General features: G+C 36.7%; 22 protein-coding genes and 1 pseudogene. 22 read left to right on the top strand and 1 reads right to left on the bottom strand.

Annotation, left to right across the window (positions count from 1 at the left end):
- From J3P37_RS03325 to J3P37_RS03230, 20 genes and pseudogenes are all read left to right on the top strand, one after another.
- Entirely contained in the window at window positions 1-1,461 is a 1,461-nt protein-coding gene (locus J3P37_RS03325) for a hypothetical protein (RefSeq protein ID WP_256009578.1), read from the top strand.
- Complete coding sequence (locus J3P37_RS22900) at window positions 1,433-2,182, top strand: CatB-related O-acetyltransferase (RefSeq protein ID WP_305121102.1); 750 nt, start codon at window positions 1,433-1,435, stop codon at window positions 2,180-2,182. The genes J3P37_RS03325 and J3P37_RS22900 overlap by 29 nt, the downstream gene beginning before the upstream one ends.
- Complete coding sequence (locus J3P37_RS03315) at window positions 2,179-3,330, top strand: glycosyltransferase family 4 protein (RefSeq protein ID WP_256009577.1); 1,152 nt, start codon at window positions 2,179-2,181, stop codon at window positions 3,328-3,330. The genes J3P37_RS22900 and J3P37_RS03315 overlap by 4 nt, the downstream gene beginning before the upstream one ends.
- On the top strand, window positions 3,323-4,468 hold the full coding sequence (locus J3P37_RS03310) for a glycosyltransferase WbsX family protein (RefSeq protein WP_256009576.1): 1,146 nt from the start codon (window positions 3,323-3,325) through the stop codon (window positions 4,466-4,468). Before J3P37_RS03315 ends, J3P37_RS03310 begins: the two co-directional genes overlap by 8 nt.
- 12 nt (window positions 4,469-4,480) lie before the next feature.
- Window positions 4,481-5,395, top strand: a complete 915-nt coding sequence (locus J3P37_RS03305) for a glycosyltransferase family 2 protein (RefSeq protein ID WP_256009575.1) — start codon at window positions 4,481-4,483, stop codon at window positions 5,393-5,395.
- Window positions 5,392-6,453 (top strand): acyltransferase family protein, encoded by a 1,062-nt coding sequence (locus tag J3P37_RS03300; protein ID WP_256009574.1) that lies wholly within the window; start codon window positions 5,392-5,394, stop codon window positions 6,451-6,453. The genes J3P37_RS03305 and J3P37_RS03300 overlap by 4 nt, the downstream gene beginning before the upstream one ends.
- Window positions 6,454-6,462: 9 nt before the next feature.
- The gene (locus J3P37_RS03295; RefSeq protein ID WP_256009573.1) at window positions 6,463-7,758 is read left to right on the top strand and encodes a glycosyltransferase family 4 protein; all 1,296 of its coding nucleotides are present in this window, start codon (window positions 6,463-6,465) and stop codon (window positions 7,756-7,758) included.
- 10 nt (window positions 7,759-7,768) lie between these two features.
- Window positions 7,769-8,911 carry a hypothetical protein gene (locus J3P37_RS03290; RefSeq protein WP_256009572.1) on the top strand — a complete coding sequence of 381 codons (1,143 nt, stop codon included), beginning with the start codon at window positions 7,769-7,771 and terminating at the stop codon, window positions 8,909-8,911.
- 10 nt (window positions 8,912-8,921) lie between these two features.
- Window positions 8,922-9,866, top strand: coding sequence for a glycosyltransferase (locus J3P37_RS03285; RefSeq protein ID WP_256009571.1), 945 nt, complete (start codon window positions 8,922-8,924; stop codon window positions 9,864-9,866).
- 2 nt (window positions 9,867-9,868) lie between these two features.
- Entirely contained in the window at window positions 9,869-10,810 is a 942-nt protein-coding gene (locus tag J3P37_RS03280) for a hypothetical protein (RefSeq protein WP_256009570.1), read from the top strand.
- A gap of 17 nt (window positions 10,811-10,827) precedes the next feature.
- Window positions 10,828-11,778, top strand: coding sequence for a glycosyltransferase family 2 protein (locus tag J3P37_RS03275; protein WP_256009569.1), 951 nt, complete (start codon window positions 10,828-10,830; stop codon window positions 11,776-11,778).
- Between the two features lie 2 nt (window positions 11,779-11,780).
- A complete protein-coding gene (locus tag J3P37_RS03270; protein WP_256009568.1) occupies window positions 11,781-12,824 on the top strand; it encodes an acyltransferase family protein in 1,044 nt (347 codons plus the stop codon).
- Complete coding sequence (locus tag J3P37_RS03265) at window positions 12,808-13,836, top strand: glycosyltransferase family 4 protein (RefSeq protein WP_256009567.1); 1,029 nt, start codon at window positions 12,808-12,810, stop codon at window positions 13,834-13,836. Before J3P37_RS03270 ends, J3P37_RS03265 begins: the two co-directional genes overlap by 17 nt.
- Window positions 13,833-14,945 (top strand): glycosyltransferase, encoded by a 1,113-nt coding sequence (locus J3P37_RS03260; protein ID WP_256009566.1) that lies wholly within the window; start codon window positions 13,833-13,835, stop codon window positions 14,943-14,945. Before J3P37_RS03265 ends, J3P37_RS03260 begins: the two co-directional genes overlap by 4 nt.
- A gap of 8 nt (window positions 14,946-14,953) precedes the next feature.
- Window positions 14,954-15,886, top strand: coding sequence for a hypothetical protein (locus J3P37_RS03255; protein ID WP_256009565.1), 933 nt, complete (start codon window positions 14,954-14,956; stop codon window positions 15,884-15,886).
- Between the two features lie 24 nt (window positions 15,887-15,910).
- Window positions 15,911-17,215: a glycosyltransferase family protein gene (locus J3P37_RS03250; RefSeq protein WP_256009564.1), complete on the top strand. Its 1,305-nt coding sequence runs from the start codon at window positions 15,911-15,913 to the stop codon at window positions 17,213-17,215.
- Window positions 17,216-17,252: 37 nt separating this feature from the next.
- A complete protein-coding gene (locus J3P37_RS03245) occupies window positions 17,253-18,422 on the top strand; it encodes a glycosyltransferase family 4 protein (RefSeq protein ID WP_256009563.1) in 1,170 nt (389 codons plus the stop codon).
- Between the two features lie 103 nt (window positions 18,423-18,525).
- Entirely contained in the window at window positions 18,526-19,989 is a 1,464-nt protein-coding gene (locus tag J3P37_RS03240) for an exosortase Y-associated Wzy-like protein (protein WP_256009562.1), read from the top strand.
- Window positions 19,990-20,000: 11 nt separating this feature from the next.
- A complete protein-coding gene (locus J3P37_RS03235) occupies window positions 20,001-21,179 on the top strand; it encodes an XrtY-associated glycosyltransferase XYAG1 (protein WP_256009561.1) in 1,179 nt (392 codons plus the stop codon).
- Between the two features lie 13 nt (window positions 21,180-21,192).
- A pseudogene (locus J3P37_RS03230) lies at window positions 21,193-22,023 on the top strand (glycosyltransferase family 2 protein); the annotation flags it as partial.
- Window positions 22,024-22,063: 40 nt separating this feature from the next.
- Here J3P37_RS03230 and J3P37_RS03225 read toward each other — a convergent pair.
- On the bottom strand, window positions 22,064-22,204 hold the full coding sequence (locus J3P37_RS03225; protein ID WP_256009559.1) for a hypothetical protein: 141 nt from the start codon (window positions 22,202-22,204) through the stop codon (window positions 22,064-22,066).
- Between J3P37_RS03225 and J3P37_RS03220 the strand changes: the two genes are divergently transcribed.
- Window positions 22,178-22,966, top strand: coding sequence for a glycosyltransferase family protein (locus tag J3P37_RS03220; protein ID WP_369414052.1), 789 nt, complete (start codon window positions 22,178-22,180; stop codon window positions 22,964-22,966). The two genes, J3P37_RS03225 and J3P37_RS03220, sit on opposite strands and share 27 nt — an antisense overlap.
- Before the next feature lie 95 nt (window positions 22,967-23,061).
- Window positions 23,062-23,913 (top strand): glycosyltransferase family 2 protein, encoded by an 852-nt coding sequence (locus tag J3P37_RS03215; protein WP_256009557.1) that lies wholly within the window; start codon window positions 23,062-23,064, stop codon window positions 23,911-23,913.
- Window positions 23,914-23,954: the final 41 nt, after the last annotated feature.

Here is a 23,954-nt window from a genome sequence, read left to right as displayed (position 1 = left end):
ATGTTCATAAAACGGAAAGATTATATCGAAATATTGGATAAGATGTTTCAAGCTAATCATGAGAAACTTCAACCTTTTTTTGGTAAAAATTTTTGGCCGGTGATTCACATACAAACAGGATACTTTTTCCATCTCCTGTTTAACAAAAAGTTCGAAAATTCTTCACCAAATGAAAGCCAGATAAACCATTCATCATTTACAATTAATGATTTATTTGAACTACTAAAAGTTTGTGTAAGAGTATTTATTGCTAAAAAAAAAGTCGACAAAAAAAACGTATCAAGTGATTGCCTGCTTGTTGGGTTTTATGAACATATCACCCCCTCAGGTGAAAACATCTATCTTGATCCATTGGTGCCGTTTTTATCGGAGCGAGGCAAATCATTTACAAAATTATATTTACGATCGCCCTCTTCTTCAGTCACAAAGCCTTCTCTAGAATACCTTTATAAATGCTTAGATGACCTTTATTTTCTTCTGTTTAAATTAAAATATACTTACAACAGATACTTCCGAGAGCAGAATAACATTGCTTACAAAAACAGCATAATTATTAGTAGCTGGTTAAAAGACAAATGTGTTCCATATGAAACTTTTGTTGAGCATCGTATCTATAAGAGTCTTTTACAAAGCGAAGTGAAATTAAGAGTGTTCAAAGCGCTGTTAACAATACTAAAACCAAAAAAGGTTTGGACGTATTGTTATTACGACAATACGGTACTTTCGCTTTCTAAAGCTGGTAAGGATCTTGGGATTCCAGTTATAGAATACCAACACAGCCTTCAAGATGATAATCATTTCGCCTATTGTAAATGGCAAAATATTGATGAATATAACTCTTTCTTTCCAAGCCATTTTTGGGTATGGCGTGCATCAGATAAGAAACGCATCGAAAGAAACTTTTCTGAAAGTATTTTTAGACCTACTGCAATTCTAGGTGGTAATATTTACCTTGGCTTAAAAAAGCGAGCTCACTACATTGCACAAAAAAAAGAAAACAATGTACTAATATGCTTGCAGGGACAATGGATCCCCTCTTTTTTAGAGAACTTTATAAAAGACGATGAGAACTTCATCTGGCATATACGGTTACATCCTCGCTATCCAGAAGATAAAGTATCACTTTTGAAATTAAAAGAGAGATATCCCATTAAAATAGAAATAGAGAAGGCCAATTCTTTATCACTTTATGAGCTGTTTAACATAGTAAAATTTAATATAACTGCATTCTCAGGAACAGCGCTTGAAGCCCAGGCGTGGGGCGTCAAAAATATCATTTTTAGTGAAGAAGGGTACTCATCCTTTCGCCAGCAAATCATACGTAAGGAATTTGCATTTGTGACAACAGAAGAAGACCTTCAGAACGCCCTCTCAAGTGAAAGCTTTTCCTTCGAATTTGACAAAATAGAGACCGACCTTAATGTAGTTTCTAATGCCCTTCAAGTTATTTATGATGCCTAGACACATAAAAAATCTGATTCATCGATCTCTGAATTATTTAGGAGTCCAAATTGTAAGAGCTCCTGAAAAAAGAGAGACCAACTCAACGATAAAAGAGTCGACAGTTACTCAGCCCCTACTTTTAGACCCTAAGGCCACTGTCCAATACAGTGAATTGCGTGGGAATATATATGTTGGTCCAAACTCTGTAATTCACAAAACAATCATGAATGGAACTGTATATGTGGGTAAGAACACGACAATCAATGGGCCTGGAACTGAATTCTATTCAATCGGACACCCAATTACAATAGGAAGCTATTGTTCTATTGCAAGAGGAACTGCCATACAGGAACATAATCACAATTGGAATTCAGCAACTAGTTATTTTATTAAATATCGAATTTTTAATAAGCCATACGGAAGTGATGTTGTGTCAAAAGGACCTATCATTTTGGGCAACGATGTTTGGATAGGAACTCAGTCTGTTATACTGACAGGAGTAACTATTGGCGATGGAGCTGTAGTTGCGGCCAACAGTGTTGTTACAAAAGATGTGCCGCCATACGCGATTGTTGGCGGTACACCTGCAAAGGTGTTGAAATACCGATTTTCAGCAGAGATTATCGAAAAACTTCTCGAAGTTAAATGGTGGGAATGGGCTGAATCAAAATTAAGACGAAACGAAACTTTCTTTGATGGGACTCTTACTTTGGAAAAAATTAAAAACATAGTTGAGTGAGAATATTAGTATTTGCGCATGATTCTAGTCTCTATGGTGCTTCTCAATCACTATTTACTTTATTAAAGCACCTTAAGCAAAAGGATTATCAATTACTGGTCCTCTTACCGAGAGGCGGAGAACTCCTAACATATCTAGAGAATGAAGGCATAGATTATAAAGTGCTTTATTTTCCACGTGCCGTAATTCAAATTAAAAAAGGGTATTCGCTGTTGAATCGAATAATAGATATTGCAAAGTTTTATAAAAAAAAACACTTCAACCGTAAACTCATTTTGAAAGTGTGTGAAGAGTTTAAGCCGCATCTTATCTACACGAACACTTCAGTAGTGACTGCTGGAATTGAGACCGCTGTAACTCTAAAAATCCCACATATTTGGCACGTAAGAGAGTTTGGGTGGGATGATTATAAGTTTAAATATCTGCCTTCAAGAAATGCCGTAATCTCCGGTCTGCTAATGTCTGAAAAAGTGATTTTTATTTCCAAAGCAGTGAAAGATGCATGGCTACATGATGATAAAGGGAAGGCCGAGATAATATATAATGGATTTGATATCAACGATTGTGGAACCAGTAGAAGCAGGCCTTATGCTGAAATTAAGATTGGAATCTTAGGAGCCATTGTTCCTGGAAAAGGTCAAGGCCAAGCAATAGATGCCTTTGAACAGTTCTTAAAAAAGTTCCCTAACAGCTTTTTGTACATATATGGAGATCCTATTGATCAGGAATATTACCAAAGTTTGAAGATTAAAGCTCTTCAAATTTCCGAAAACATAATTTTTAAGTCATTCGAAAAAGATACTGATCAAATTTATCAAAATTTAGACATAGTATTGAATTGTTCCTTAAAAGAGGGATTTGGACGATCTATTGTAGAAGCAATGATTAAAGGTATCCCTGTTATAGCTAACAACAATGGTGGTATCACAGAAATCATTGAGCAAGATAGTAACGGGTTATTATTTAATAGTAAAACTGAGGACCTGACCAAACAATTAACAAGAATTTTTGAAGAACCGGACTTATACGAACGGCTCTCGGCCAATGCACTCGCTCAAGTAACGCAAAGATACTCGATCGAAAAGTATGTTGAATCGATGGATATAATTTTCAAGAGTAGTAATCATAATAATCTTAACAATGGGTAATTACAAAATTAGAACTATAGCAATACATTTACCCCAATTTCATCCTATTCCTGAAAATGACAAGTGGTGGGGAAAGGGCTTTACAGAATGGACTAATGTTGCTAAAGCGAAACCGCTTTTCAAAGGCCACTATCAGCCGCATCTCCCCGCAGACCTTGGGTTTTACGACTTAAGGTTATCAGAGGTTCGTGAGCAACAGGCCGAACTGGCAAAAATATATGGCATATATGGCTTTTGCTATTATCACTATTGGTTTAACGGAAAGCGAGTGTTAGAGCGCCCTGTGAACGATATAATTGAATCCGGGAAGCCGGATTTCCCTTTCATGCTTTGTTGGGCCAATGAAAATTGGACGAGAGCATGGAACGGCAGTGAGTATGATGTTTTGCTTCAGCAAAACTACTCTGAGGAGGATGATTTAAATCATATTCGGTATCTTATTGAAATATTCAAAGATAAACGCTACATACGGATCAATAACAAACCCGTGATTGCTATCTATCGCTCAACAAGACTTCCTGATGTTGAAAAAACAGTTTCATTATGGCGGAAAGAGGCTGCGAAGCATGACATGGAACTCTATATTTGCCGCTTTGAGAGCTTCAGTGAAATTGGAAAAGAATACCTGGAACAGGGCAAATTTGATTCAGCAATAGAATTTCAGCCAGTTAGAAAATTAACCTCAGCACAGAAAGAAACACAATCAAATAGAGGTATTTTTTATAAAGTAAAGAAAAGTATATTTTATCGCGCTTATAAAAGAGTGCCTGAGGCAATTAAACCTAAGTTTTATCTTGCTGAGAACTATGGGGACGTAATCGATTATGAGATCTATGTTGAAGATGCTTTGAAAATCCCTCAAAAAGATTATAAGTCATATCCTTGTGTAACTCCCATGTGGGATAATAGCGCTCGGAAGTCACATAACTTTCTGGTATTTAAAAACTCAAGTCCAGCAATTTATGAAAGATGGCTAAGCGAAACCATTAAAAGATTTACTCCCCCATCGGCGGAAGAAAACTTCGTTTTTATCAACGCATGGAACGAATGGGCTGAAGGCAATCATCTTGAGCCCTGTCAAAAATGGGGACATCAGTATCTGGAAGCAACTGAGCGAGCAATCAAATCAACAGATTAAAAAGCACAAATTTTGCTAGCAGCTGTAATTGTAACATACAATGGGGAACATTGGATAAGAAAATGTTTAAATTCCCTGATCGATAGTTCCCAGCCCGTTCATATAGTCGTGATAGACAATGGGTCTTCGGATAAAACTATCCGAATTATACAAAACGAATTTAAGAATGTCGATCTTATTATCTCTGATCAAAACCTTGGTTTTGGTCAGGCAAATAATATCGGCATTAAGAGAGCTATTAAAGCAGGAGCAGACTTCGTTTTTCTGTTAAACCAAGATGCTTGGATTGAAAAAAACACAATTCATAAACTCATAACTGCTTATGAGAACTTTCCAGCGTATGGAATAATAAGTCCTCTCCATCTCAACGGCGAGGGAAATTTGATAGATCATTTATTATACCAAAATATCACAAAACATCCAATTGCCCGCACTCTATTTTCAGATCTTTTGAATCAACGCAATCAGGACAAAATATATGATCTGACGTTTATTAATGCAGCAGCCTGGTTAATGACCAGGGAATGCATAGAGAGGGTGGGACTGTTTGATCCTATATTTCAACACTACGGCGAAGACAATAACTATTGCCATCGGGTGGAATATCATAAACTAAAAATCGGACTCATCACAGACACGATTATTTTTCATGATCGGGAAAACCGCGCTGACAAGAAACCAAGTTGGGCTGAAAACAACGAACTAGACCTCAAATTGCGCTTAGCTAATATCTTAAACGATAGTGTAGAGAAAGCGTTAACATCTGAGAAAAAGAAATTATATTTAGCTTCTACCAAAGCGATTATATCTGGAAAATTTCCCTTATTCTTTAATTATCTTAAAAAACTGACGCTAGTAAAAAAAATATTTCCTGAAATAAAAGATAGCTATCTAAGAAATCGTAAAGAAAATCAAAAAGAGTTATGAGTCTATTATCAGAAAATTTACGTTTTGATTACTTACAACAGTGGAGAGGAATTGCCATAATTTTAGTGGTGCTGACTCATACCACTCATCATGGGATGTCTCCCGATATCGGAATTCAATTTTTGGATAATTTCATATGGTTTGGAGCTCGCGGAGTCACATTATTTTTTGTTTTAAGCTCATTCACAATTTTCTACAGTATTGAAGGAAAATTGAAAAGCGAAAATAATAATTATACTAACTTCTTGATTCGGCGTTTTTTTCGAATTGCTCCATTATACTATCTAGGAATTTTGATATACAAGTTCTATTATTTCCATAATCCTACGCTAGACTTTAATCTTTTTTTAAACATTATATTTCTAAATTGGCTTTCACCTCATGCTATTGATTCTTCTGTGCCTGGAGGATGGTCAATTTCAACCGAATTTACGTTTTATTTCTTCGCTCCCCTCCTTTTTATCCGCATTAAAAATATCAATAGTGCCACAACGGTGTTTCTAGCTTCGATGCTTATCTCCCGAGTATGCATTGCTATCTTAACCAAAGTATATCCGGCAGCAGGTGGCGTTTATTATACACTTAATCCTTTATGTCAATTTCCAGTATTTATACTGGGCATAATGTTATATTTTGTTCTAATTAAAAAGGAAAAAATCTCATTATCGACAACTGACTATCTTCTAATTTCCACGGTAGTTTTGCTTGAGAATTTACTCGGTTTTATACTGAGAGATTTTTACCTCTATGGAATAATGTTCTCTATACTAATATACTTAACATCGAAACGACCTTTACCTACTTTTATAGGAAAACCCTTATCTTTAATCGGAGAGCTCAGCTTTACCATTTATATCTTACATTTTCTAATAAAATGGACATTGCGAGATCTTCAAATTATAGATCCTTCATCAAATTCATTTATTTCTTTTTTGATTCGTTTTCTAGGTACTCTCGGAATTACTGTACTGGCAAGTATTCCGATTTACTTTTTCCTCGAAAGACCGATGATGCAATGGGGTAGAATTCTAACTCAAAAGAGAACTAAAAACAAATAACTAAGACAATTGAAAATAGCATTTATACTTCCGGAACTGAAAGGCGGCGGCATCGGTACATATTACAGAAATCTAATAGGCGGATTGATAGCTAATGGAGAAGATGTAATTACGATTTTAGCAAATAGCAGTCCTCATGCAATTGACAAAACTTTTCCGGGAGAGATAAAGCAAATAAATGATGAAGATCTAAGAAAAGGATTAGACAGGTCGAAACAATTTGACGTGTTGCCCGGGATTCATCAAAAACTGGCTTTAAGTTTTGCGTGCAGAGAGTGTCTTAATCGAAATGGAGGAGCAGACGTTATTGAATTAACCGATTACAATTTGTTGTTTTTTTACTTCTTGGCCGAAAAGAACAAACATGTAATCATCAGGCTTGCAGGTAGCTCAGGACAACTCGAGGTATATGAACATAGGAAAAAAAACAGCCTTGAGAATATGATGCTGCTGATGCTTGAAATCTCCTTATTGAATCAGGCTGACTATATCATAGCGTTAAGCAGGACTAATCAGCGTTACTGGCAGAAACTGCTAAACAGAGATGTGAATCACCATCTACCGTATCTCCGATATTCGTTCCCCGTTACGTCTACTATACCTCAGATATCCCGACATGGTTTAGTTTTGGGGCGATTACAATTATGGAAAGGTGCAAAGTTTATAGCTGATTTTTATGAAAAATATCGCGATGCTCCTGCCATTGACTGGATGGGCGGAGATAATTATTACATAGATTATAATCAGTCGATGGCTATCCATTTATCTAAAACCTATCCCTCGATTTGGAATACGAAACTACACTTTAAAGGAAAGCAAGAATATTCTGTAGCGCAAAAAGCCATTGATGATGCCAGCTTTATCCTAGTTCCGTCTGTTTGGGATACTTTTAACTTTGTAATCACTGAAGCTATGTGGCAAGGCAAAATAGTAATTGCGTCTGACGGTGCAGGTGCATCTGAAATAATTGAGCATGGTAAGACAGGATTTGTTTTCAAGAACGAGGATCCGGAATCTTTGCAGGATGCATTTAGAAATTTCATTTCTCTTTCTTCTGAAGAGGTTGCAACAATGGCTAACAACGCGGCGACGGAAGTCCGAAAGTTGTTGAACAACGATAGGCTGTTAATAGAAAGGATCGAGCTATTCCGAGTTATTTATCAACAGCCAGTTTATTGCAATAAACAATTGAGTGCTTACATGATTGAGAAGTTGCAGGATACAACATCTTCCAAACAAGCTATTATTAGGCAGCTAACGTTAAAAAATATTATAAATCTGGCCTTTTCAAAATTAAAAGGTTAAATACTCAAATATGAGTTCAGAAATAATCTGGTTGCGGCATACACATGAAAACCGAAATGATCTGTTAAGATTTGGTTTGATGAAAATGCACTTGGAAGGTCGTATATTTTATACTGAAAAACCAATTCATTTTGCGACGTTGTATGGATTCTCAGACAAGGTGGCTCAGAGCTCACATAAAGGGCTGTCTTTTCTAGTTTTAAGAAAAGGTCGAACCATGAAGAGAATTATTGTAGACAGCGAAGATTCCTTCATTTTCACGTCCGAACATATAAAGGAATGTGACCTTTATTTTTGTTCAGGCTATAATATCGATTTTTTTGAAAACCGCCAATTTCCAGAATGTCTTAAGTGGCAAAATGAAAACGATCTCAACTGGTACCGGCAAAAGGTGAAGATAAAAATTGATACCTTAGGTGAACATTTTAATCGGGTAAAAAAGTTCGTTCCAATTGGCCCCGAAATGACCTTAAAGATTAAAAGAAATTTTGTTCAACAACGTTTTTTTAATATAAGAAATCGCATATACTTTTCATTACGGCAAAAAACACGTTGGTATCATAATTATGAACAGTTTGATATACGATACAAATTCCTGAAGCTACTCAGGGACGAACCTTTATTACATGATATTACACTGTATGACAGCCCGTGGGGTTGGCCGAGACATCGAGTGAATCTTCATAAAAAATTAGCAGAATTGGCCTGCTCAGGATATGCAATAAACTCTTTTCTAAAAAAAGGTGAATATAAGATATCGGATGGAAGCATAAATGACGTTTCATTACACAAAGTGGAATTACCCATGATTACCGGGATGAAAATTGTGAATTATGAGAAAATGCTTGCTTCGAGCCGGGTCGGTGTTTTCGCGACGGGATTCCATTGGGGATGGCGAAACATTATGATGCTAGCATTAATGGTTGGAATTCCAGTTATAACCGATAGATTATTATTGACGCCATATTTTGACATGCGGGGCTTCGTAATATTTGAAAATGAGGATCATTCCTGGCTACCTATAAAAACTCATTTAGACAAAATTGACGAAGAGCAATGGTTCGAGTACAAGCATCAAAATCAGCAATATTATGATTCGGTAATGGCTCCCGAAGCTGTAGCTGAGTATTTTTTGAATGAATTAAACGATTAATAGTATTGAGATGATAGAAGTATCTGTTATAGTTTGCTCACATAATCCTAAAATTGAAATATTCAGTAGAACAATTGATCACCTGAAAAATCAAGATTTATCCACAGACCGGTGGGAATTGATTTTAATCGATAATCTTAGTGATAGCCCATTAGATAACCATACAAATTTAAGTTGGCACCGTAATTCGAAAATAGTTGTGGAACAAACTCTGGGACTGTCATTTGCCCGTCTAAGAGGCGTTAAGGAAGCGAAAGCAGATTTGATTATTTTTGTAGACGACGACAATCTCTTGAACTATGACTATATTTCACACGCATTAAACTTTCACAAGAAATACCCTTATGTTGGCTGTTTTGGAGGGAAAGCTATACCTGAATTTGCTACGCCCCCCCCAGCCTGGTTTTTTAAAACCGGCATCAGTTTGGGATGTCGCGACTTAGGTGATACACTACAAATTTCAAATTACAAAGCCAACAACTTCAAGATTTCTGAATATCCTGCCTTTGCTCCCATTGGCACCGGTATGGTAATTACTAAACCTGCATTTTTAGCCTACGTGGCTGAAGCGGAAATTGATATGACACGACTTAATTTAGGCCGAAGAGGCAAAGCTCTAACTTCGGGTGAAGACAATGATATTGTATTAACGGTTACTAAAAAAGGGTATGAAATAGCTTATGTTCCCGCTCTGATAATTCTTCATATTATACCTTCATCCAGATACAGCAAGAGCTATTTGCAACGTATGGCTTTTGAAAGCAACAGATCGTGGGTTAAGGTTCTTTTTATTCACAATATCTTGCCTTGGAAACCAATTTCTTCAACAACTTTACCGCTAAGACGAGCAAAAGCATTTTGGCATCTGCGGGCGTGGTCATCATCGTTGAATTACACAAGATGGAAAGCTGCTTGCGGAAAATTAACTGGGCTTTCTGAACTTAACAAACTCTAACAATGAGCACGCTTATTATTACCTCTGGAAACGGGAAAAGCTTTACCCAACTTAAAAACTTTGTTCTTTCATTAAGAACTAACGGAAAATACGTAGGCAAAATAGCGATTTGTGACAACGCAATCTCCGGCACCTGGAATGCACCAGGAACATGGAGTGAAGACGAGTCTTTTTCACAAGATCAAAAACAGTTCTTCGAAGAAATGGAAGTTGTCCTTTATCCTATTCAACAACTCCTTCAGCAAAACGATATAGATCCTGAGGTAATTAAAAGCATAAAGTCCCCTACTCAACGTTATCCTTATAAATTCGTTTATAATACCCTTATAAGTAAGATATACATTAATAAAGTTGATCGTATTTTTTATTTTGACAGCGATATATATTTTCAGGCGGAGTTTAATTTAATAGAGAAAGCTGCAGAAACAGGAAAGATTCTTATAGTAAAGGAATTTTTAAGGATGAAAGATGGTCCGTATCTAAACAAATGGCTGAACTATTCGGATTTTTCAAAGCTATCTTCTCAGGAAGACTATTTGAATACTATGCTTCCGGCTCAAAATTACTGCTCGGGATTTTACGGTTCTGAAGCCGCCACATTCCATAGGTTTAACTTGTTAGCAATGCTGTTAACATCCAATAAGTTCGTCAACTTTTATAGCGACCAGCCCTTGGTAAATATTTTAAAGACTTTTTTCTTTTATCCATTCAAAGAACTAGACTATTCCTATTGCTTACATCTGGGCGAATTAGACCGCGAACAATATACTGTAGAACAGGGCAAGTTTTGTTATAAAAGTATTATACCTATTTGCATCCACTTCAATAGCAGCAAATATGACCAGTTGGAACATATATTAAGTAAAGGATATGAACTTCCCTATACTAAACCAAGTCTCCTGCAAAGATTGAAAAGGATAGCCAGGAAACTGCTTAGAAAATAAGATATGCTTCACCAAACATGGAAAAGAAAGAACCATTAGTTTCTATTTGTATACCTGCATATAATGCACAAAAATATATTGGAACTACTCTTGATTCGTTACTGAACCAATCGTACCAAAATCTTGAAATTATTGTAGTAAACGATGGTTCCACAGACGGTACAATGAATGTTTTAAAAAGCTATGAGGCAAAGGGAATAACTGTACTCGATCAGCCAAACCGGGGTCAGTGTGCCGCTGCCAATTCTGCGTTTAGGGTCAGTAATGGTGAATATATAAAATTTGTCGACGCCGATGATCTGCTGTCACGTGACTTTATTAAAAACCAGATAGCAACGCTCAACGGCCGGCGAGATAGCATTGCTTCCGCAGCTTGGGGCAGGTTTTACGGTGATGACCTGTCTACATTTAACTTAAATCCCGAAAAAGTCTGGCAGGATATGCCTTCGATGGAATGGCTTGTAGAGTCTCTATGGAATGGGCCTAATATGATGCAATGCGCATTATTTCTTATCCCAAGAGAAGTGTTGGAAAAATCGGGACTATGGGATGAGAGATTGTCTCTTATAAATGATTTCGATTTTTTTATCAGAGTAATTCTTGCGAGCCAACAAATTCTATTTACGGAGAATGCGACTTTGTATTATCGCTCAGGAATCGAAAACTCTCTTTCCGCTCAGAAGTCACGACGGGCTTATGAATCTGCATATCTTTCCACTGAATTAGGAGTTAAGTGGTTGTTGGCTGCAGAAAATTCAGAAAGAGTCCGAAAAATTTGCGCGGATGCGTTTCAGCTTTGGAAGTATGATTTTTACCCAAATCATAATGATTTGTATTCTAAAAGCGAAACCTGGATTAAGAAATTGGGAGGCTCGCAGTATCCATTCCCGGCAGGGGGGATTACCAAGACATTGGCAAAATTTACAGGCTGGAAATTTGCAAGACGTTTCAAATTATTAATTAAATAGAGATGGAAGTTAGCGGGAATGCTCAAACTATTATCAGCAAAAAAAATGTCCTATCGACATCTAAAAAGGAACTACAAGATATCCATTTCTTACGAGCATTCGCATCTTTAGCTGTCTGTGCATTCCATTTGTTTCTTGGAAACGGAAAACTCTTTCCAGAAAATTCTATATTGAAGAGTGCTATATCATATGGTTATCTCGGAGTGGAAATCTTTTTCATACTTTCAGGCTTTATTATCTGTTATGCGTTACCCAAAGATTATTCCCATAATAATACCGCCCGCTTCCTGCTTAAAAGATTGATTAGGATTGAACCGCCATTTATAATATCTATAGCATTATTGCTTGTTCTAAATTTAATTTCTTATCATGTTACAAATAATGATTACACAATAGATTGGATAAATATATTGTTACACGTTGCCTACATAAATAACTTTGGGGTTGGAGAGTATCTAAACGTAGTTTACTGGACCTTGGGTATAGAATTCCAATTTTATATCCTAATTGCAATTATATTCCCATTCATAAGACAGTTTTTGAGTTTAGTTCTACTTCTCGTAAGTTTTATTGGTATCAGCTATATTCAAGTACCGCACAATGTACTTGTTATTACACCTTACCTACCAATATTCGGAATAGGAGTTTTAATATTTTTTTTTCGGACAGAAAAAAAATTTACTATTAAATGGTTGATACCTCTTCTTTCATTGCTTCTCCTTCACGTCTTCGTTCATAATGGACAACCAACTTTCTGGGCTTGTGTATTTTGTTGCTTAGTGCTCTTCTTCTGGCGATTCAGTAACAAGATTATTAAGTTTTTTTCTACAATTTCATTTTCTTTATACTTAACTCATGTTGTGATTGGGGGAAAAGCTATAAATCTTGGACTGCGCTTTGCCGAAACCTTATCAAAACGATATCTATTATTTGCGATTAGCTTTGTATTCTCCATTTCTTTTGCATATATATTTTACTTTTTTGTAGAGAAACCAGCAATGGCTTTGGCAAAAAAAATACATTACAACATTGAAACGAAAACTTAAAATTGCTATCACAGCAGATCCTGAACTACCTGTTCCGCCCCTTTTATATGGAGGTATTGAACGGGTTATTGATATGTTAATAAAGGGCCTAATTGAGATGGGACATGATGTGAGCTTATTTGCTCATAGCGATTCTTCAACAGGAGCAAAGCTATATTCCTATCCAGGTAAACGCAGCAGCAATAAGAGAGATTTTTTGAGAAATACATTTTTAATAAATAAGGTATTACTCACCGAACGATTCGACGTTGTTCACAGCTTTGGAAGATTAGCGTATCTGCTGCCCCTGTTACCCTTCAGTATCCCTAAGATTATGAGCTATCAACGGGAACCCACTTTAGGACAAATAAATAAAGCTGTAAAACTGGCAAAAAAAGGAACACTCGCATTTACAGGATGTAGTGATTATATCAGTAAACAGATAGCTCCCTATGCACCATCGTATACTGTCTACAATGGAGTGCCATTAGAAACATACGAATTTAAGGCAACAGTTTCTGATGACGCTCCTCTGGTTTTTCTTGGACGCATTGAACCGATAAAAGGCCCGCATAATGCAATAAAAGCAGCCTTAAGCACTAATAGAAAACTGGTTATTGCCGGTAATATTCCTGATTCTTATAGGAGCTACTTCAACAAAGAAATTAGTCCGTTTTTGAATAATGATATCCGATATATTGGTCCGGTTGACGATGTTCAAAAAAATGAATTACTGGGAAATGCTTCAGCTTTCCTCATGCCGATCGAATGGGACGAGCCCTTTGGAATTGTAATGGCTGAAGCTCTAGCTTGTGGCACACCGGTGATCGGATACCGAAAAGGTGCTGTTCCAGAGGTAGTCAAACACGGCTTGAATGGATTTGTGACTGATTCCTTCAGCGATTTGTGTGAATGTATCAGAAAAGTCTCTTCGCTGAAAAGACTAGATTCAAGAGTTGTTGCAGAGCAAAGATTTTCCAATGAGGTAATTGTTGAAGAATACTTAAAACTTTATAACCTACGAATAGGATGACTGATCCTGAAAAAATCCTTTTTATTTCCGATAGGAAATATGTTGATTTCCATATACCAGGTGGTGTGCAATTGTGTACGTCTGAATATTTGACATATTTGTCTCATAGTGGGCATGACCCTATTATCATTAAATTGGATACCACAAAATCCTTCCTTAAAAAAATAAAGATCAAATTTGGATTGGAAGTATATGATAGGTATGATTTTAATAACTACACCACTGAGATTGTTAATGCGGTAAAGAAGCATAAGATAAAAACGATCGCCTTAAATCAAATTAACCTCGCCCCTCTTATAGAGATAGTTAAGCATCATTTACCCTCTGATGTAAAGTTTGTGGGGCTCTCCCATGGCAATGAAAGCGGCGACTATCTTCACGATATTGCTCGTGAAAAAAAACCGGGGATAATTGAAACCTGGAAATTAGGTCGGCAGATAGTGCTTGAAAGCTCGTTTTTTCGCGAAAATTTTGATGGCATTATTGTGATTAGTGAACATGAAATTCCGATCAATCAGTGGATAGGGGCGCTAAATCAACTACATCTTCCACGAATATTACAGCCTGGCTTTCTTTCCTGGACGCCTAGAGAGAAGAACGCTGGTTTTGTTGGAACACTTGACCATCTACCTAACAAACTGGGACTTGAGCTGCTGTGCGATTCCCTAAAAAAGTCGGAATTTAATTATTCAATTAACCTTGTAGGCGGGCCGGAACCCGAGGGACGACGATTAGAATTGCTTTATCCTTTTATCAAATATAAAGGACGTCTCTCCAATGAGCAGCTAGAAAAGGAAGTTTCCCATTGGAGCATTTTTCTCAATCCAGTATTTTGGTACAGCAGAGGCGCTTCGACAAAACTCGCACAGGCTATTAATTGGGGTATTCCGGTATTGTCTACACCTGCCGGGAAAAGGGGCTACATTCTTTCAGACGAAACAATCATAACCGCAAGCAATTCTCCAACAGATTATTCTAAGGCTCTTATCGAAGCCCTGGATGATCAATTTTTATTAGACAAATTAAAAATGTCTACAGAATGCAACGCGAAGAACTTCGAGCTAAAAACCTGGAGTTCAAAACTCAATACTTTTATTAAAAATCTCTGATCAAAAATATGACATATCCTTTAATAACCCTCTGCGGCTCTTATAATTTCACCAAGCATTGGGTTCGCCCGTGTATCGAAAGCTGGAAAAAGATAAGTAATGTAGATCATAAGAAATGGCATCTGGTAGCAGACAACAGACTCAGCATAGAAGATGAACGAGAATTCAGCAGTTTAGGCTTTAAGGTTTATAACTCAGATGAAAGCAAAGGACAAATTTCGACCTTCCTGAAAAAATATCCAGCTTTGGAAAAGATAAGAGAAAAAGATTTGACATGGAGAAAGCTTTTGGACACCTCAATTCTGCTCAAAGGAATAGGTAAGGTAGTACTGATCGATACGGATGTACTTGTTGCTCATAATTGCAAATTACCCGAAGGAGATTTCGATATCTGCTACATGCGGGAAGATATCCCGGCATACAGAGCTCATTGGAAGATAGTCTGGGAGCAGCAAATGGTGCCCGCTTTTAATGCCGGCGCTGTGATATTCGATCCAGATTCTATTGACTTCTCCTACCTTGAATATCTAACTGGAAAATATTTCCTTCAATGTAAAGATTATTGGTGGAGTGAGCAATCAGCATGGGCATGTTTGGCTGGAAGAATGAGAAATCGGTTATTGTTCGATGGAAATCAGGTAAGAGTACTTTCGGGCTTTAAAAAAAGGAGCGTCGAAGAAGTACTGTTGAATAAATATAATTATTTTGGTAAAAGAGGGGTATTGGAGAAATTTGAAGAATTTAAACCTTTTGTGGAAGGAAGCACAATTATTCACTTCGCGGGATTAGGGAAAAAATGGTTCTCAGAGAGTTACGACCTTTTACTCCGTTCAAACTTTCAACCAGATGAAACGGTAATAAGGGCGCACCAAGAGGAAACTCTAAATATGAAAGACAAAATATTCATTGGGACAAGATTACTTTTAAAGGAATTAAAATAAGCTGATTAAACAAAGCGAAGAAAATTGAAAAAGGTTCTTATTATTAGTCCATATTTTCCACCATCAAATGCAGCTGATATGCAACGGGTACGGATGAGCTTAAGCTATTTTCAAGAGTTTGGTTGGGAGCCGGAAGTGGTCCATGTTGCACAAAAACACTCAGACATAAATAAAGATCCTTTACTTTCTCTAAGTTTTCCTGATACTATTGTTAAACATCCAGTCAACGCGCTATCTAAAACATGGACTTCGAAGATAGGACTGGGAAGCATCGCTATAAGGTCGCTTCTCTTTTATTATCGAACTGTAAACAATCTCTTGCAAACAAAAAAGTTTGATCTTATCTATTTTTCCACAACGCAATTTCCTGTGTGTATTTTGGGCGCAGTCTGGAAAGAGAAATTTCGGATTCCATATGTAATCGATATGCAGGATCCTTGGCATTCTAATTATTATTTAAATAAGCCTAAGCATGAGAGACCGCCCAAATATTGGTTTTCTTACCGTTTAAACAAAATTCTCGAGCCGATCGCTATGAAAAAGGTGGGCGGGCTAATTTCCGTCTCTGATGCATACATTAACACCTTAAGACAGCGATATAATGAATTACGATATATACCAACAAGTACTATAACATTTGGCGCTTTTCCTAGCGACTCAGAAATCGTAAAAAACCACCTAACCGACTTGAAACCAGCTTTTAAGTCAGAAAATAATGAACTTCCGCTCGTTTACATCGGACGGGGGGGCAAGGACATGCATCAAGCGTTAAATCTACTATTTTCCGCTTTTAAAAGAGGGTTGTCAGAGGATCCAGATCTTTTTAAAAGATTCAAATTTTTCTTTATTGGGACTAGTTATGCACCAAAAGGCCAGGGAAAAAAAAGCATCGCCCCTCTTGCCGCACATTATGGCCTGGAAACTTTTGTTGTTGAACAGACTGACCGAATCCCTTTTTATCAGGGACTTGCAAGTCTTGAACACGCACGGGGGCTGGTTGTTCCTGGCTCTGATGATCCAGCATATACCGCATCAAAGCTCTACCCTTACATAACGGCAAACAAACCCTTATTGGGCCTTTTTCATAAAGAGAGTAGTGCTGTGAAAATTATGAAAGAATGTAATGCTGGAGAAATGATAACTCTTGATACGAGTGAGGAACTTGTCTATTCAAAAGTTAAGCTCTTCCTGCAAAGTGTAGTAAGAGACATAAGACCAGATACTGACTGGAAGGCATTTGAACCTTATACCGCAAGGGAGATGACGAAAAGGCAATGCGACTTATTTAACGATGTGTTAGAACAGTTTTTGTCTCCAACTAAGACATAGAACTAAACCGCAGACGCCTTTTTAGAATAGTTTTGAAATGAAAAAAAACTTAGTAATAGTTACCACTCATCCAATTCAGTACTATGCCCCTGTTTTTAAAATTTTATCAGATTGCCGGGATAAGGTAAATGTGAAGGTTTTTTATACCTGGGGGGAAGATAGTGTAAAAGAAAAATTTGACCCTGGATTTGGAAAGGTAATTGAGTGGGATCTCCCTTTACTCGAGGGTTATCAGTATGAGTTTCTTATAAATACCTCTACGAAACCCGGCTCAAGCCATTTTAAAGGGATTATAACTCCTGATGCTGCTAAACGGATCGAAAAATTTGAACCAGACGCCATCTTGGTTTATGGATGGGCAAATCATAGCCATTTAAACATTATTCGACACTTTGAGGGAAAAGTTCCAATTTGGTTTCGCGGCGACTCCAATCTTATAGATCAAAGGAAGGGTTGGAAAGAGATAGCCCGAAACTTCTTTTTAAAATGGGTTTATAGTAAAGTGGATAAGGCATTCTATGTGGGGAAAGCTAATAAGAAATATTTTCAAAAATATGGCTTAAAAGAAAACCAGCTCGTCTTTGCTCCTCATTCCATTGACAATGATAGATTTTCCATGGACAGGACTGCAGAGGCTTTTCAGTTGAGACAGAAGTTAGGAATAACGCAGGAAAATATCTTGGTTCTTTTCTGTGGTAAATTTGAACCCAAGAAAGATCCGGAAGTTTTGTTGAATGCTTTCGCAGAATTAAACATGGATAACGTACATTTGTTGTTTGTTGGAAATGGAATTTTGGAAAAGTGTTTAAAAACAAAAGTATCAGCTTTAAATCTACAACAGATTCATTTTTTGCCTTTTCAGAATCAACTGCAGATGCCAGTAATTTATCAATCCTGCAACTTATATTGTCTGCCTTCACAAGGTCCTGGTGAAACATGGGGTCTTGCAGTAAACGAAGCAATGGCTGCTGGAAAGGCCGTAATAGTTTCGACAATGGTTGGTTGTGCAACTGATTTGGTAAAAAATGGCGAAAATGGATTTATTTTTGAGAGCGGCGATAAACATTCCTTAAAAAGAAATTTAAAAGAATTATGTACCGACCGTGCGCGTCTAGACTACATGGGAAAAAAATCTCTCACAATCATTCAAGATTGGAGTTTTCATGTGCAGGCAAAAGCTATATTAACAGAACTAAACGGCATTTGATCTTCAATATTATCCTTATTCTTCCATTACTCGAACAGATTTAAAAGAAATGTAGCTTTGAAGTACAATTTTATACTAAAAAGACTTTTGCAAATGGATTGTTATGGTAAGAGTTAACGATTCAAAAGCGGGTGCAATTGTTCCTCTTTTCATTCCATGGTTGCTCGCAACACTCACCCAACTAGACCCTGTGGTATCCTATTGGATAGCTTGGTCTGGATCATTTTTTATTTTTTTTTGGACCTTAATTTTTCCATCAAGATTTATTAGTAATGACTTGCCTATTCACCAGCAAATAATGCGTCCTCTTTTTCTTACGCAGATAATTTTTGCCGGCTTTATGTGTTGTACTTCTGTATTTTTCTTTTTGGACCACATGGGCTACATTTATTTAGAAAAAACTTATCCTCAACCATTTATTGCTACTGAGGAGACTTCCGTAATCGCAAAGTGCCAGCGAATGAGCGTTCTAGGGCACGCCGCATTAGCCACAGGAATGATTACTTTGATTGAAAGAGTTACACCTTTAAAAAAGTATCGTCTGAATAATAATCTTAAACAAGATCATTTCTTGGTAGGCCTTAGCTTTTCGGCCTATATTTTAGGTTTTTTAGTAAGATACCTTCCAGGGTTATATCAATTTTCTATAGGATTAGTAAACACCGGGGTAATTTGCGGAGCCTTGATTATGGTGAAGGGAATTGTACAAAAAAAAACAGACTTATTGCTTATTGGCGGATCACTATTTGTGGTGAACATGATCTCTGCAAGTCTTACAGGATATAAAGAACCTATTATTGTCAACTTCTTGATTGTTGGATGCCTTATTTACCCTTATTATAAGAAAGCGACTATTTTTATCGGGCTACCGTTGATTTATTTTCTTTTTTATATTCTTCCAACATATGCTAATATCATACGTTCGCAATCTTGGAACGGTCAGGCATCAGCCGAAGAAGCACGAGGTCAAGCACTGGAAACATTATTTAACGAAGATAACGGTGAGGTAGATCTTGATGAAACGAACTGGGCCTTTCTAACAAGAAGGCTAAGTGAGATTGAAATGTTCGCCAAATTTGTGGAGACGACCCCAAAGGATATTGACTATTATGGTTTTGAGATTGCTGAACAAACATTAATTTCTCTAGTGCCAAGATTCTTATGGCCAGGTAAACCGATTACTGAAACGATGGCGATGGAGAGAGTTTATAATGCCGGCGTAGTGAGCAGGCTTTCGAAAGTTTCTGCAAAAACAAGACCAATTGTGGATGCCTATCTCAGTGGAGGAACGGTAGGCGTTTTAATATCAATGTTTTTATACGGATTTATCTGCCAAGCTCTGTGTAACAAAGCTGAATCTTTATATGGAGGATATCAATTAGGCGGAATTATTTTGTATAATGGTTGTTTTCAACCAGCATGGCGAGGCAACAACTTCGAGTTTATTGCAAACTCTGTATTCTGGAGTTTCATTCTTATGCTTCTGATCTTTCAATTGCTAAAATTGTATAAGATTCTCATTCCTATCAAAGACGGAGATCATTTATCGAATCAACAAATTATGTAATTTTATTGCTCGTGAAAATTCTTCAACTTACTGCATCTTACAAACCGGCATACGTCTACGGAGGGCCTACTATGTCCGTTTCCAAACTTAGTGAAGCTCTGAGTAAGGCATCGATTGATTTAGAGGTAATCACTACTACGGCAAATGGTTTATCAGAGCTTCCCGTTCAACCTGGAAAACAGGTCAATGTCGACGGAGTTCAAGTTACATACTTTCGTAGATTAACTAAAGATCATACGCATTTTAGTCCATTTCTATTTAAATATCTGTTGGGCAAACTGAATAAATTATCAAAAGAAACCCCGACCTCAATGCCCATTGTGCATATTCAAGCGTGGTGGAACCTCGTTTCTATTTTCAGTTGTTTAATTGCTAAAAGAAAAAAAATACCTGTAGTTTTATCTCCAAGAGGAACTTTAAGTAATTATTCTTTTGGTAACCGAAATAGCGGCATTAAAGATTATATACATCGTTTTTTAGGAAAAGTACTTCTTCAATATTGTCACTTTCATGTAACAAGTGAAAAAGAAAAAGATGATATCTTAGGATTAGTAAGACCTAAGAGTATTAGTGTAATACCCAACTTTGTAAAGGTTCCGGAAGAATACAAAACGGCTCAAGAATCGTACCTAAATGAAAAACCTTTACGTTTGCTCTTTATATCTCGAGTAGAAGAAAAAAAAGGCTTAGAATTACTATTTGATGCCTTAAAAAATGTACCGTTTGAATGGGAGCTTAGTATTGCAGGAACAGGCAGTGAGGATTATCTCTTAAAACTCAAGAAAGTGGCGGCTACTCTTGGACTGACTGATCGAATTTTTTGGCTTGGCCATATTGGGAACGATCTTAAATTTGATCTCATGCAAAGACATCATGTTATGGTACTACCGTCTTACGATGAGAATTTTGCGAACGTGGTTATAGAAAGCTTGAGTGTTGGTACAGCTGTCCTAGTTACTGAAAATGTTGGGCTGTCTGCCTATATCAAGGAAAATAATTTAGGATGGGTTTTTGAAAGGGATTTAAAATCTTTAGAAAAAATGCTGGTTGAAGTAGCAAATGCTGCGGTTGAGTTAGCTAGTATCCGACGGCATGCGCCAACATTAATTCGAAAAGACTTCGATGAAAAGAAATTAACCGATAGATATATCAAGATGTATAACACAATACTTAAGAACGAAGTCCTATAAATAAAACGGTCTTATGCCTGATTTTTCATTTATTATACTATCATACAACGAAGAACTGCATCTACCCAGATTGCTTGCTTCTATAAAACCGTTGGGAGCTGATATATTTGTCTTAGATTCTGGTAGTACCGACAGAACGTTGCAAATATGTGAGGAATACGGAGTTATTGTTGCCTTTAACAAATTTGAAAACCATCCCAAGCAATGGCACTCTGCTCTTTCATCCTTCCCTGTCACCACACCATGGGTTATTGGACTAGACAGTGATCAGATTGTCACCGAGGAATTGCAGAGCTTATTAAAAAAGTTTAAGGATGCCGACTATACAAACTTTAATGGAATTTATTTTAACCGTAAGAACTTTTTCAGAGGCAAATGGCTCAAACATGGCGGATATTACCCCAAATATCTATTAAAGATGTTCCGAACAGGGGTTGGATATTCTGATTTAAACGAAAATATGGACCATAGGTTCGTGGTACCTGGAAACACTACTATTTGGAGAAACGGACATATTCTTGAAGAAAATTTAAAAGAAAATGAAATTAGTTTTTGGATAGCAAAGCACAACCATTATAGCGACTTAGTAGCGCAGGAAGAAATTGAAAGAAGACATCATCTCCGTATCCAAACTATCCGTCCTGCCATCTTAGGTAATCCGGATCAGAGGGTTGCTTTTATGAAAAGTTTCTGGTGGAAATTACCCTTAGGCTTGCGCCCTTTTCTATATTTTTTCTATCGCATGATCTTCCAACTAGGAATATTAGACGGAAAAACAGGTATCCTATTTCATTTTTTGCAGGGATTCTGGTTTAGACTGATTGTTGACGTGAAAATAAAAGAATTCAAAAGAAACAATCATTTCAAAATTTAGACGTAAGCAACTAATACAGCTTTCCAAACTCCAGCTTCATCAGATTTGACATTCTGATTCCATCCCATTTAAAATGAGAATACCGGTAAGTACTGTTGTTTTTAGTTATAACGACGAAAAGAATATAAAACAATGCCTTGATAGTCTTCATGGCCTAATGGACCAGATCATTGTAATTGATTTTTTTTCCTCAGATAATACGCCTCTAATTGTCAAAAAATACCATGGCGTTATTCTTTTTGAAATTTCTTTCACATCGTTTGTGAATGAAGGACAATTATCTGCACTTCCGATTCGAAATGAATGGAATATGCTATTTTCTTCAGATCATTTGGTGACAGAAGAACTTGCAGAGGAATTGCGGAATATATTCTCAACAAAAGTTCCTCATGATATCGTAGCATTTCAGCTATTCAGAAGTATTATTTTTATGGGAAAGAAAATGAGGTTTGGAGCATCATACTCTTCTCTATATTATGGGCCGTTTAGAAAAGGTAGTGCACATTTAAACTTAAACCCTTTCGCATGGAGTGTTTTAGTTGAAGGAAAGCACGGTTACTTGAAGGCAAAATTGGTACAACGATATTCTGAGACGCTAACCTCCTTTACGGCCAAACATAACATTTATTCTGATCTGTTAATGTACCATCACCAATCCAGAAGTAATCTGGGCGCTGGCTTCAATAATAAAATTTATGGAACTCTACCTTACTTTATTAGGCCGTTCCTTTTCTTTATCCATAGTTTTATTTTTCGGCTAGGCATTATGGATGGAACAAAAGGACTTATTTTTCACTTTCTTCAAGCCTTTTGGTTCCGTTTTCTAATTGACGCTAAAATTTATGAGTTAAAAAAAATAGAAAGGAGTCAAGGCAACAAGCGACAAAATACAACTTTGATGAGGGACGCTTAAACATAATTGAAAGAAAAATGTTTCATTTTATTTCAATTACGTTTAAATTAATTAACTTTAACCTTTATATCGTATACGTTATATCGGTTAAATAAATGCAATCTTTAACAGCAATCATCCTCACTTTCAATGAAGAGAAACATATTGAGCGGTGTATTTTAAATCTTAAGAGAATTGCAGCGAAAATTTTAGTCATAGATAGCTTTTCGACAGATAAAACAATTGAGCTCGCGCATATGCTTGGAGCTACCGTATATCAAAATTCCTGGACGAACCATTCGACGCAATTCAACTGGGCGCTTCAAAATTGTAACATCGTCACTGATTGGACAATGCGTATTGACTGTGATGAATATCTTTCTGACGAGCTGATCGCTGAGCTACATCAAAAATTACCTGCCGCTTCAATCGAAACAGGAGGTTTCATTATGAAGCGAAGAGTGATGTTTATGGACAGGTGGATTAAGCATGGCGGATACTACCCGACATATTTATTGAGAATATGGAGAACAGGAACCGCTTATATTGAGAATAGATGGATGGATGAACATGTAGTTTTAGAACATGGAAAAACCATCACTTTGAGAAATGATCTGGTGGATCATAACCTAAACAATCTAAGCTGGTGGATCCAAAAGCACAACAATTATGCAATTGGAGAAATGAAGGATATTTTAAATATCGCGAATGGAACAATATCCGAAAAAAACATTGACGGCAAGCTGACAAAGAATCAAATAACCCGAAAAAGATGGTTTAAAGAAAATGTCTATTTCTATATCCCTTTATTCGTCAGACCACTCTTTTATTACCTATATCGTTACATAATCTTGCTCGGTTTTTTTGACGGATTACCTGGCTTGATATTTCATTTCTTGCAAGGCTTTTGGTATCGTTTTTTAGTAGATGCAAAAGTATATGAATTTAAAAACTCAGAGCGCCTGTAATTAAAGATCGAACCGCATCGGTAAGATTATCAACTATTTTT

This window comes from Desertivirga xinjiangensis (genome assembly GCF_024436435.1).
Classification (GTDB): Bacteria; Bacteroidota; Bacteroidia; order Sphingobacteriales; family Sphingobacteriaceae; genus Desertivirga; species Desertivirga xinjiangensis.
The sequence above is the reverse complement of the archived record's forward strand: the minus strand, read 5'-3'. Positions and strand labels throughout refer to the sequence as shown.